Annotated in this window: 9 protein-coding genes and 1 tRNA gene; 7 read left to right on the top strand and 3 right to left on the bottom strand. The window is 63.1% G+C overall.

The annotated features are described in order from the left end of the window. Window positions 1-19: 19 nt before the first annotated feature. On the top strand, window positions 20-1,252 hold the full coding sequence (locus H3H45_RS07395) for a multifunctional CCA addition/repair protein (RefSeq protein ID WP_182833049.1): 1,233 nt from the start codon (window positions 20-22) through the stop codon (window positions 1,250-1,252). 39 nt (window positions 1,253-1,291) lie between these two features. Here the strand turns inward: H3H45_RS07395 and folK are convergent, their stop codons facing one another. Both folK and folB read right to left on the bottom strand, forming a co-directional pair. After that, complete coding sequence (folK, locus tag H3H45_RS07390; protein ID WP_182833048.1) at window positions 1,292-1,810, bottom strand: 2-amino-4-hydroxy-6-hydroxymethyldihydropteridine diphosphokinase; 519 nt, start codon at window positions 1,808-1,810, stop codon at window positions 1,292-1,294. Next, window positions 1,807-2,160 carry a dihydroneopterin aldolase gene (gene folB, locus H3H45_RS07385; protein ID WP_182833047.1) on the bottom strand — a complete coding sequence of 118 codons (354 nt, stop codon included), beginning with the start codon at window positions 2,158-2,160 and terminating at the stop codon, window positions 1,807-1,809. The genes folK and folB overlap by 4 nt, the downstream gene beginning before the upstream one ends. A 76-nt stretch (window positions 2,161-2,236) precedes the next feature. Here folB and plsY point away from each other — a divergent pair, with 76 nt between their 5' ends. Beyond that, on the top strand, window positions 2,237-2,806 hold the full coding sequence (gene plsY / locus H3H45_RS07380) for a glycerol-3-phosphate 1-O-acyltransferase PlsY (protein WP_182833046.1): 570 nt from the start codon (window positions 2,237-2,239) through the stop codon (window positions 2,804-2,806). Between the two features lie 20 nt (window positions 2,807-2,826). Here the strand turns inward: plsY and tsaD are convergent, their stop codons facing one another. Beyond that, complete coding sequence (tsaD, locus tag H3H45_RS07375; protein WP_182833045.1) at window positions 2,827-3,852, bottom strand: tRNA (adenosine(37)-N6)-threonylcarbamoyltransferase complex transferase subunit TsaD; 1,026 nt, start codon at window positions 3,850-3,852, stop codon at window positions 2,827-2,829. A 202-nt stretch (window positions 3,853-4,054) separates the two neighbouring features. Between tsaD and rpsU the strand changes: the two genes are divergently transcribed. From rpsU to H3H45_RS07350, 5 genes are all read left to right on the top strand, one after another. Then, window positions 4,055-4,270, top strand: coding sequence for a 30S ribosomal protein S21 (rpsU, locus tag H3H45_RS07370; RefSeq protein WP_021702507.1), 216 nt, complete (start codon window positions 4,055-4,057; stop codon window positions 4,268-4,270). A 152-nt stretch (window positions 4,271-4,422) separates the two neighbouring features. Further along, window positions 4,423-6,414 (top strand): DNA primase, encoded by a 1,992-nt coding sequence (gene dnaG / locus H3H45_RS07365; protein WP_182833044.1) that lies wholly within the window; start codon window positions 4,423-4,425, stop codon window positions 6,412-6,414. 67 nt (window positions 6,415-6,481) lie between these two features. Continuing rightward, complete coding sequence (gene rpoD, locus H3H45_RS07360) at window positions 6,482-8,326, top strand: RNA polymerase sigma factor RpoD (RefSeq protein WP_182833043.1); 1,845 nt, start codon at window positions 6,482-6,484, stop codon at window positions 8,324-8,326. A 96-nt stretch (window positions 8,327-8,422) separates the two neighbouring features. Next, a complete protein-coding gene (locus H3H45_RS07355) occupies window positions 8,423-12,154 on the top strand; it encodes a bifunctional diguanylate cyclase/phosphodiesterase (RefSeq protein WP_182833042.1) in 3,732 nt (1,243 codons plus the stop codon). A 16-nt stretch (window positions 12,155-12,170) separates the two neighbouring features. Continuing rightward, window positions 12,171-12,247: transfer RNA gene (locus H3H45_RS07350), tRNA-Ile, on the top strand. Window positions 12,248-12,250 lie beyond the last annotated feature (3 nt).

Below are 12,250 nucleotides of genomic sequence, written 5' to 3'. Positions count from 1 at the left end.
GCTACGGAGGAGTGATTTCATGCAGATCTACAAAGTCGGCGGCGCGGTGCGTGATCGCCTGCTCGGCCGGCCCATCACCGATATCGACTGGGTGGTGGTCGGCGCCGATGCGCAGCGCATGCTCGATCAGGGCTACCGGCCGGTGGGCGACGATTTTCCGGTGTTCCTCCACCCGCAGAGCGGCGAGGAATATGCGCTGGCCCGCACCGAGCGCAAATCCGGCCAGGGCTATAGCGGCTTCACCTTCTACGCCAGCCCGGACGTCACCCTGGAAGACGACCTGATCCGCCGCGACCTGACCGTCAACGCCATGGCCGAGGACGACCAGGGCCGGGTAATCGACCCCTATGGCGGCCAGCGCGACCTCGCCGCGCGGGTGCTGCGCCACGTCTCCCCGGCCTTCGCCGAAGATCCGCTGCGCGTGCTGCGGGTGGCACGCTTCGCCGCACGTTATGCGCCGCTGGGCTTTGTCGTGGCCCCGGAGACCTTAGCCCTGATGCGCCAGCTAGCCGAATCCGGCGAGCTCAAAGCACTCACTGCCGAGCGCAGCTGGAAGGAAATCTCCCGCGCCCTGCTGGAGCCCTGCCCCGAGGTCTTCATTCAGGTGCTGCGCGACTGTGGCGCCCTGGCCGAGTTGCTGCCGGAAGTCGACGCCCTGTTCGGCGTGCCGCAAACCGCCACCCATCACCCGGAAATCGATACCGGCATCCATAACTTGATGGTGTTGCAGCAATGCGCCCGCCACCAGCAGCCGCTGAGCGTGCGCTGGGCCTGCCTGCTGCATGACCTGGGCAAGGGCACCACGCCGCAGGTCGAATGGCCACGGCATATCGCCCACGAAATGCGCGGCCTCAAACTGATCAAGGCGGTGAACACGCGCTGCAAGGTACCGCGGGACTGTGCCGAACTAGCGCTGTTGGTCGGCGAATACCACACCCACGGCCACCGAGCCTTGGAGCTGCGTGCGGAGACCCTGCTCGGCCTGTTGCAGAGCTTCGACGTCTACCGCCGCCCGCAACGCTTCGAAGAGTTCATCGCCGCCTGCGAAATGGACGCCCGCGGGCGCCTCGGCTTCGAGGACCGCGACTATCCACAAGCGGCCTACCTGCTGGGCGCCATGCAGGCCGCTCGTGCGGTGGCGGTGCAGCCGCTGCTGGAACAGGGAATTCAGGGTGCGGAACTGGGCGAGGCACTCAAGCGCGAGCGGCTGAAAGTGCTCAAGGCTTACAAGGAACGCAGCGCGCAACCCTAGCCCGGATGCAATCCGGGAAGCACATCCCGGCGGTGGGCCTCAGGCCTGGAGTAACGCCGCAGGCGTCAGCGCGCGGCCGCGCCACTGGAACGCCACCGGACGCAGCTGCTGATCGATCTGCGCTGCTGCCCAGAGCTGGGCAAATGTGCTGCCCGTCAGCGGATGCACGGTCTCGGGCACCAGCAGCGCCAGCGGCCAGAGCACGAAGGCATTCTTGAGGATTTCCGCACGCGGCAGGATTAGCCCATCGAAGTTGCCGACCAGTTCGTCGTACAGCAGCACGTCGATATCCAGCGGCAGACCCTTGCGATTGGGCGCGTAGCGGCCATTGTCGGCCTCGATGAACTTCAACCGGCGATCCAACTCGGTCAGCGGCAGATCGGTACGCGCGCTGACCACCAGGTTGAAGAACGGCCCGCTCTTGATCCCCACCGGCGCACTCTCGAATACCGGCGAGCACTGCAGGTCATGGAGAAACCCGGCCAGCGCATCGAGCCCGGCACACAGGTGCGCCTCACGTTCGATATTGCTGCCCAAGCCCAGCAGTATGCGACTCATGGCTGACTGCGCTCGATTTCCACACCCACCGCACGGGCCGCCGGGTTGGCGCCGGGCTTGGTCACCTTGAGGCGCACCCAGGGCATGCCGAACTCGCTTAGCAGGCTGGCAGCCAGGTGCTCGGCAAAGGTCTCCACCAGTTCGAAGCGGGCCGCGCTGGCAAACGCCTGCACGTGCTGGTTCACCGCCGCATAGTCGAGCGCCTTGCTCAGGTCATCGCCTGCTGCGGCCGGGCGGATATCCCAGGCGAAGGTCAGGTCCAGTTGCAGGCACTGGCGAATGCCGCGCTCCCAGTCGTAGGCACCGATCAGGGTGTCGACTTCCAGACCTTCGATAAAGACTTTGTCCAAGCACTTAACTCCACAGCACGACAAGGAGTGTGTCCCGCCGCTAGAATCGAGGCTCACTCGCCCCGGAATGGATACCATGTTCTGGCTGTTGGTACTGCTCGCCTACCTGCTCGGCTCGCTGTCCTTCGCCATCCTGCTCAGCCGCCTGAGCGGTGGGCCGGACCCGCGCGCCAGTGGCTCGGGCAATCCCGGGGCGACCAATATGCTCAGGGTGGCGGGTAAGAAGCTGGCTATCATCACCCTGCTCGGCGACCTGTGCAAAGGCCTGTTGCCGGTACTGATCGCCAACCTGCTCGGGTTGAATATCCAGCAACAAGCCTGGATCGGCCTCGCTGCCGTAATCGGCCATCTTTATCCGCTGTACTTCCGCTTCAAGGGTGGCAAAGGTGTGGCCACGGCCGCCGGCATGCTGCTCGGCCTGTATCCGCCGGCCGCCTTGCTGGCCCTCGCCGCCTGGGCGCTGACCTTTATCCTCACCCGCACCAGCTCGCTCGCCTCGCTGATCGCCACGCCGCTGACCTTGCCATTACTGGCCTGGCAACAACCGGCAGCGCTGCTGCCGATGTGCGTGCTAACCGGGCTGATCGTCTGGCGCCATCGGGGCAATTTACGCGACCTGTTCGCCGGACGCGAACGGCACTTCTGAGCAATCGGACGGCAAGCGCCTCAGATGGCTGGCAGCTGCTCCATCGGCCAGCGCGCCTGCACACCGATGGCAGGGCCATCCTGCTGGCCGGCCAGCAGGCGCTGGCAGCCGGCGTAGGCGATCATCGCGCCGTTGTCGGTGCAGAAGCGCGGCCGCGCATAGAACACCTGGCCCTTGAGCTCACCGAGCATCTTCTCCAGGGACTGGCGCAATGACTGGTTGGCGCTCACGCCGCCGGCGATCACCAGGTTATTCAGGCCGGTCTGTTTGAGCGCGCGGCGGCACTTGATGGTCAGGGTGTCGACCACCGCCTGCTGGAAGGCCAAAGCCACGTCCGCACGGGTCTGCTCGCTCTGGTCGCCCGCCTCGCGGCACTGCAGCCAGGTATTGAGGGTGAAGGTCTTCAGCCCGCTGAAGCTGAAGTCCAGGCCGGGGCGATCGGTCATCGGCCGCGGGAAGGTGAAACGCCCCGGCGTACCGATTTCGGCCAGGCGCGCAATCTCCGGGCCACCTGGGTACTGCAGGCCCATCAGCTTGGCGGTCTTGTCGAACGCCTCGCCGGCGGCGTCGTCCAGCGATTCGCCGAGCAGCTGATAACGACCGATACCATCGACCCGTACCAACTGGGTATGTCCGCCGGACACCAACAAAGCGACGAACGGGAAGGCGGGCGGCTGTTCTTCCAGCATCGGCGCCAGCAAATGGCCTTCCATATGATGCACGCCCACCGCCGGAATGCCCCAGGCAAAAGCCAGGGCCTGGGAGCACGAAGCGCCCACCAGCAGCGCACCGACCAGGCCAGGACCCGCGGTATAGGCGATGGCCTCGATCTGCGTGCGCTCTACGCCGGCCGTGGTGAGCACTTCGCGGATCAGCGGCAGCATGCGCTTGACGTGGTCACGTGAGGCCAGCTCCGGCACCACGCCACCGAACACCCGGTGCTGCTCGATCTGGCTGAACAGGGCATCGGCCAGCAGGCCGCGCTCGCTGTCGTACAAAGCGACACCGGTTTCATCGCAGGAAGTTTCCAAGCCCAGCACCAGCATGGGTTCGCGCCTTTAATACAGTGGGAATTCGAAGGCGCGCATAATAATCGTCGCCCCACAGCCCGACTAGCGCTTTTCGATCAGAGGCTTTGCATTCTGCGGCGCTTGGCGTTAATATCCGCAGCCCTTGAAAACCGACGTATTCCCGTGCCCTAGCCGGATCGCGTCGTCCATTCGGTAAAACAGTGAAGGTACGACCTGGATGCCAGCCGTCAAAGTTAAAGAGAACGAACCCTTCGACGTAGCTCTGCGTCGCTTCAAGCGCTCCTGCGAAAAGGCCGGTGTATTGGCCGAAGTGCGCAGCCGCGAGTTCTATGAGAAGCCAACCACCGAGCGCAAGCGCAAGGCAGCAGCCGCTGTTAAGCGTCACGCGAAGAAAGTGCAGCGCGAACAGCGCCGCCGCGAGCGCCTGTACTGAGTTATCAGTCACGCCGCAAAGGTTTCCGCATGGCCCGGCTCACGCCGGGCTTTGCATTTTCAGGCTCCATCCGACTCCGCTTCGCCGCTCGGCGATGATCGGAGTTTTTTCGTTTATGCTCCCGCCTCTGGCACCAGCACACTGACGACCCCATGGCCGGCCTGATCCCACAATCCTTTATCGATGACCTGCTCAACCGCACCGACATAGTCGAGGTGGTGAGTTCGCGCATCCAGATAAAGAAGGCCGGCAAGAACTACAGCGCCTGCTGCCCGTTCCACAAGGAAAAGACGCCGTCCTTCAGCGTCAGCCCGGACAAGCAGTTCTACTATTGCTTCGGCTGCGGCGCTGGCGGCAACGCACTCGGCTTCATCATGGACCACGACAACCTGGACTTCCCCCAGGCCATCGAGGAACTGGCCAAGCGCGCTGGCATGGATATCCCGCGCGAGGAAGGCGGGCGCGGCCACAAGCCACGCCAACCAACCGACTCGCCGCTCTACACCCTGCTGACCGCCGCCAGCGATTACTACCGCCAGGCCCTGAAAAGCCACCCGACGCGCAAAGCCGCGGTGGACTACCTCAAGGGCCGCGGCCTGTCCGGCGAGATTGCCCGCGACTTCGGCCTCGGTTTCGCCCCGCCCGGCTGGGACAACCTGCTCAAGCACCTGGGCGGCGACAACCTGCAACTGAAGGCGATGATCGACGCCGGCCTGCTGATCGAGAACACCGAAACCGGCAAGCGCTATGACCGTTTCCGCGACCGCGTGATGTTCCCCATCCGCGACAGCCGCGGACGGATCATCGCCTTCGGCGGCCGGGTGCTTGGCGACGACAAACCGAAGTACCTGAACTCGCCGGAAACCCCGGTATTCCACAAGGGCCAGGAGCTCTACGGGCTGTACGAGGCGCGCAAGAACAACCGCGACCTCGACGAGATCATGGTGGTCGAAGGCTACATGGACGTCATCGCCCTGGCCCAGCAAGGCCTGCGCAATGCCGTGGCCACCCTCGGTACCGCCACCAGCGAAGAACACCTCAAGCGCCTGTTCCGCATCGTACCCAGCGTGCTGTTCTGCTTCGACGGTGACGCCGCCGGGCGCAAGGCGGCCTGGCGCGCCCTCGAGTCGACCTTGCCGAGCCTGCAAGACGGGCGCCGCGCGCGCTTCCTGTTCCTCCCGGAAGGCGAAGACCCGGACAGCCTGGTCCGCGCCGAAGGCACCGACGCCTTCCGTGCGCGCATCAACCAGCACGCCCAGCCGCTGGCCGACTACTTCTTCCAACAACTCTGCGAAGAAGCCGACCCGCGCTCCCTGGAAGGTAAGGCCCACCTGGCGACCCTGGCCACCCCACTGATCGAGCAGATCCCCGGCAACAACCTGCGCGCCCTGATGCGCATGCGCCTGGGCGAAATTACCGGCCTCACCGCCGAAGCCCTCGCGCAGATGACGCAACACGCGCCCGCCACCAGCCCGAGCAGAGCCGAGCACGAATACGCGCCAGCCGCCGAACACTATTACGACGCCCAGCCGGACTACGGCGATATCGCCGACTACGCCAACCATATCGAACCACCCGCCGACGCCGGCTTCGAGCAGAAGAAAAGCTGGAAGAAAGGCGAAGGCAAGCCGTGGAAGAAGGATGGCAACTGGAAGAAAGGCGGCCGCGACGACCAGCCGCGCACACCACGCAAGGCCGTCAGCGTCGAGTCACCCACCCTGACCGCGCTGCGCACCTTGCTGCACCATCCCAATCTCGCGCAGAAGGTCGAGGATGTCAGCCATTTCGCCGCCGAAGACGACACCTACGCGCAGCTGCTGGTCGCCCTGCTCGGCGCCCTGCAGAAGAATCCCCAGCTGCGCTCGCTGCAGCTGATCGCGCGCTGGCACGGCACCACCCAGGGCCGCCTGCTGCAGGCCCTGGCGGAGAAGGAATGGCTGATCGACCAGGACAATCTTGAAAAGCAGTTCTTCGACACCATTACTACACTTGCCCATAACCAGCTGCAGAAACGACGCGAGCAACTCCTGCGCAGCGTCATGCAAAAAAGCCCCAGTGAACTGACTGAGGAAGAAAAGACTCTACTGCGAGAGCACTTCAGCCGCCCTTCTTCCTCAAGCGACAAGAGCTCAACTGGCGCCTGAGCCCCTTAATCAGTTATAATCCTCGGCTTGTTTTTTGCCCGCCAAGACCTTCAATGGATAGGGTGTTATGTCCGGAAAAGCGCAACAGCAATCTCGTTTGAAAGAATTGATCGCCCGTGGTCGTGAGCAGGGTTACCTGACTTACGCGGAGGTCAACGACCACCTGCCGGAGGATATTTCCGACCCGGAACAGGTGGAAGACATCATCCGCATGATCAACGACATGGGGATCAACGTATTCGAGACTGCCCCGGATGCGGATGCCCTGTTGTTGGCCGAAGCCGACACCGATGAAGCGGCGGTAGAGGAAGCTGCAGCCGCCCTGGCGGCCGTAGAGACCGATATCGGCCGTACCACCGACCCCGTGCGCATGTATATGCGTGAAATGGGCACCGTGGAGCTGCTGACCCGCGAAGGCGAAATCGAAATCGCCAAGCGCATCGAAGAAGGCATCCGTGAAGTCATGAGCGCTATCGCTCACTTCCCGGGTACCGTCGACAGCATCCTCGCCGACTACCAGCGCGTCACCAGCGAAGGTGGCCGTCTGTCCGATATTCTCAGCGGTTACATCGATCCGGACGACGGCAGCCTGCCGGCTGAAGAAGTTCCGGTCGACCTGAAAACCGCCACCCCGGCTGCTGAAGCCGCGGAAGACGAAGAAGAGAGTGACGGCGACGACGAGGAAGAAGAAGGCGATGGCGGTCCGGATCCGGAAGAAGCCCTGCGCCGTTTCACCGCCGTCTCCGAGCAGCTGGAAAAAGCCCGTAAGGCGCTGAAGAAGCATGGCCGCAGCAGCAAGCAGGCGATCGCCGAACTGCTTGCGCTGGCCGAGCTGTTCATGCCGATCAAGCTGGTGCCCAAGCAGTTCGATGCCCTGGTTGAGCGCGTCCGCAGCTCGCTGGAGCAGGTTCGTGCCCAGGAACGCGCCATCATGCAACTGTGTGTGCGTGATGCCCGCATGCCGCGTGCCGACTTCCTCAAGCTGTTCCCCGGCAACGAAATCGACGAAACCTGGGCCGCCGGCCTGGCCAAAGGCAAGGCCAAGTACGCCGAGGCCATCGGCAACCTGCAGGCCGACATCCTGCGCTGCCAGCAAAAGCTGATCGCCCTGCAGAACGACACCAGCCTGACCATCGCCGAAATCAAGGACATCAACCGCCGCATGTCCATCGGCGAAGCGAAAGCGCGCCGGGCGAAGAAAGAGATGGTCGAGGCCAACCTGCGCCTGGTTATCTCCATCGCCAAGAAGTACACCAACCGTGGTCTGCAGTTCCTCGACCTGATTCAGGAAGGCAACATCGGCCTGATGAAAGCGGTGGACAAGTTCGAATACCGCCGCGGGTACAAGTTCTCGACCTATGCCACCTGGTGGATTCGCCAGGCGATCACCCGCTCGATCGCCGACCAGGCACGCACCATCCGTATTCCGGTGCACATGATCGAGACGATCAACAAGCTCAATCGCATCTCCCGCCAGATGCTGCAGGAGATGGGCCGCGAGCCGACTCCGGAAGAGCTGGGCGAGCGCATGGAAATGCCCGAGGACAAGATCCGCAAGGTATTGAAGATCGCCAAAGAGCCGATCTCCATGGAAACCCCGATCGGCGACGACGAAGACTCGCACCTGGGCGACTTCATCGAGGACTCCACCATGCAATCGCCGATCGACGTGGCGACCGTGGAAAGCCTCAAGGAAGCCACCCGCGAAGTGCTGGCTGGCCTCACCGCGCGCGAAGCCAAGGTCCTGCGCATGCGCTTTGGCATCGACATGAATACCGACCACACCCTCGAGGAAGTCGGCAAACAGTTCGATGTAACCCGCGAGCGGATCCGCCAGATCGAAGCCAAGGCGCTGCGCAAGCTGCGCCACCCGACGAGAAGCGAGCATCTGCGCTCCTTCCTCGACGAGTAAAACCAGAACCCCCGGCCAAAACCGGGGGTTTTGTTTTATCCCCTATGGAATGCAGGGCTACACTTAAAACTCCACCTTGCTGCGGAAGCTGCCTGCATGTCACGTCTGCTGGCCATTCTCCTGTTGTGTCTGGCGTCCTGGGCAGTCCCGGTGTATGCGCTCACCCTCAGCCCAGACGAACAGACCTGGCTGGCCAACCATCCGCAGGTGCGCCTGGGCGTTGATGCCTCCTGGCCACCCTTCGAATTTCGTGACGAGCAAGGCCGCTATCAGGGGCTCAGCGCCAGCTATGTCGAGCTGATTGAGCAACGCCTGCATATCGCCATGCAGCCCGTGGAGCCAAGCAGCTGGAGCGAGGTGATGGCCAGCGCCAAGAGCGGCCAGCTGGATTTGCTCCCCGGCGTGATGTCCACCCCTGAAAGACAGAAGGATCTCGCCTTCACCCGCCCTTACCTCGACTTCCCCATCGTCATCATCGCCCACCAAGATGGCCCGCAACCGCGCACCCTGAAGCAGCTGTACGGCCTCAAGATTGCCGTGGTCAAGGACTACGCCCCGCACGAACTGCTGCGCACGCGTCACCCGGACCTGAACCTGCTACCGCTTCCCAGCGTCAACGCGGGCCTGCAAGCCGTCGCCACCGGCCAGGCCGACGCCCTGATTGGCGACCTCGCCTCCAGCGTCTGGAGCATGCGTCAGTTCAAGCTCGAAGGCCTGTATGTCAGCGGTGAAACCCCCTACCGCTATCAACTGGCCATGGCCGCCCCGCACAGCAACGCGGTATTGATCGGCATCCTCGACAAGCTGTTCGCCGAACTCACTGCAGAGGAAATCGAGGCCCTGCAAAAGCCCTGGGTTGGTGGCGTACTGGATGGCCGGCAAAGCTGGCGACAAGCCTTGCTCTATGGCCTCCCAGCACTGCTCGTGGTGCTGTTGATTCTCGCCGCCGTGCTACGTATCAACCGCCGCCTGAGCCAGGAAATCCAGGGCCGGCAAGCCCTGGAACTGCAGCTACGCAGCAGTGAGCAGCATTATCGCGGCCTGGTCGAAAGCCTCAATGCCATCGCCTGGGAGATGCGCATGGAGGATTACTGCTTTACCTATGTATCACCGCACGCCGAGCGCCTGCTGGGCTACCCGCTGGACGACTGGCTGGAGCCCGGTTTCTGGCAACGTACCCTGCACCCGGACGATGCCGAAAAGGCGCTCAACTACTGCATCAGTGAAAGCCAGGCCGGTCGCGACCACAGCCTGGACTATCGCATGCTGTCGGCCGATGGGCGGGTGGTGTGGATTCGCGACATCGTCACGCCCATCCAGCTGGGCAGCAAACTGGTCCTGCGTGGACTGATGATCGACATCAGCGAAGCCAAGCACGCCGAGCACGCGCAGCAGCTGTCGGAACAGAAATTCGTCTCGGTCTTCCATAACTGCCCGGACATCTTGGTCATCGCTCGACGCAGCGATGGGGTCTTGCTGGATCTCAACCAAACCTTCGAACAGCAGCTCGGTATCAGCGCCAGCGAAGCCATCGGCAAGACCGCCACCCAACTCGACATCTGGGGCGTGCCCGGCGTCGGCTCACAGCTGCTCACCCGCCTGCAAGAAGAAGTCCTGAACAACCTCGAAATGCCCTTCCGGCGGCGCAACGGCGAACTCTTCATCGGCCTGATTTCGGCTCAGCCCGTGCTGCTCGATGGCAGCCAGGCGCTGGTAGTCGCCGTGCGTGACATTACCGAACTGAAACGCACCCAGCAGCAACTGCAGGCCTCCGAAGAGAAGTTCGCCAAGGCGTTTCATGCCACTCCAGACGGCATGCTGATCACTCGCCTGCAGGATGGCCGTATCCTCGAAGCCAACGAAGGCTTCACCCGCATCACCGGCTATGACAATCATGAGGCCATCGGCCGGACGACCTTGGAACTAGCTATCTGGAGTTCGCCTGCTGATCGGGAACGCCTGATCGAACAGGTTCGTACCCATGGCCAAGCCAGAGATTTGTTGGCCTGGATACGCACCCGCGATGGCCTGTTGCGCCTCGCCGAGCTATCCGCCCAGCCACTGCTGATCAACGAAACCCCCTGCATGCTGACCATGGCCCGCGATATCACCGAGCGCCAGCAGATGCAGGAGCACCTGCACCAGGCCGCGACCGTGTTCGAGAACACTGCCGAAGGCGTGATGATCACCGACACCGAGCAGAACATCACTGCGGTCAACCGCGCCTTCAGCATCATTACCGGTTACAGCGAGGCCGAAGCCCTTGGTCAATCGCCGCGCCTGCTCGCCTCTGGCCAGCATGACAGCGCCTTTTATGCCGCCATGTGGCACCATCTGGCAGCCGAAGGCCACTGGCAGGGCGAAATCTGGAACAAGCGCAAGAATGGCGAGCTGTATCCGGAGTGGCTGACCATCAGCGCCGTACGCAACCAGGCCGGTAACATCACCCATTTCGTTGGCGTATTTGCCGACATCAGCACACTCAAGCATGCCCAGGCCCGACTTGATCACCAGGCGCATCACGACCCACTCACCGGCCTGCCCAACCGCCTACTCTTCGAAACCCGGCTGGCCGCAGCGCTCGATGATGCGCTCGCCGACAATCACCAAGGCGCCGTGCTGTTTCTTGACCTGGATCGTTTCAAACACATCAATGACAGCCTCGGCCACCCGGTCGGCGACGCCCTGCTGAAAAGCATCGCCCTGCGCCTGCGCGAACAACTGCGCGATATCGATACCGTGGCGCGCCTCGGCGGCGACGAATTCATCGTCCTGCTGCCCGGCCTGCAGCAGGCGAAGGACGCCGAGCGTGTCGCCAGCAAACTGCTGAGCTGCTTCAGCGCGCCTTTCCAGGCCGACACCCACGAGTTTTTCATCAGCGCCAGCATTGGTATCAGCCTGTTCCCCATCGACGGCCGTGACGTCGCCACCCTGGTGAAGAATGCCGATGCGGCCATGTACAGCGCCAAAGCCAAGGGCCGCAACCGCATCGAACTCTATACGCGCAACCTGACCTTCCAGGCCAACGAGCGCATGACCCTAGAGCACGAACTGCGCCGCGCTATCGAGCGTGACGAACTGCGCCTGCACTACCAACCGAAAATGTGCCTGCACAGCGGCAACCTGGTTGGCGCCGAAGCACTGATCCGCTGGAGTCATCCGGTATTCGGCGACATCCCGCCCGATCGCTTCATCCCCCTGGCCGAAGAAACCGGGATGATCCTGCAGATCGGCGACTGGGTACTCCAGGAAGCCTGTCGGCAGATGCGCGCATGGCAAAGCCAGCACGCGCCCTTCGGCCCGCTCTCGGTCAATCTGTCCGGCAGCCAGCTCAGCCAACCGCAGCTGGCCGAACGTATTGCCAACACACTCAGCGACTTCGGTCTGGACGCCTGCTACCTGCAACTTGAGATCACCGAAGGTTTCATCATGACCCAGGCCGAGGAAGCGCTGGGCGTGCTGCACGAACTGAAGAGCCTGGGCCTGCAACTGGCCATCGACGACTTCGGCACCGGCTACTCCTCGCTCAGCTACCTCAAGCGCCTGCCGCTGGACATCCTGAAGATCGACAAATCCTTCGTCCGCGGCCTGCCCGGCGACCCGGACGACGCTGCCATCACCCGCGCCATCATCGCCCTCGGCCGCAGCCTGCAGATGACCGTGATCGCCGAGGGCGTGGAAACCAAGGCCCAGGAAATCTTCCTCACCAGCGAAGGCTGCGAACAGATCCAGGGCTATGTGGTCAGCCGTCCACTCTCGGCCGAGTCCTTCGCCAACAACTTCCTCGGCCCCTTGCCGATTGGCAGCAGCGAAAAGGCGCCGGTATAATCCGCCGTCCTTCTGGGGGCCTATAGCTCAGTTGGTTAGAGCAGAGGACTCATAATCCTTTGGTCCACGGTTCGAGTCCGTGTGGGCCCACCACCT

It is taken from the genome of Aquipseudomonas guryensis, from assembly GCF_014164785.1.
GTDB classification, from domain to species: Bacteria; Pseudomonadota; Gammaproteobacteria; order Pseudomonadales; family Pseudomonadaceae; genus Aquipseudomonas; species Aquipseudomonas guryensis.
The sequence above is the reverse complement of the archived record's forward strand: the minus strand, read 5'-3'. Positions and strand labels throughout refer to the sequence as shown.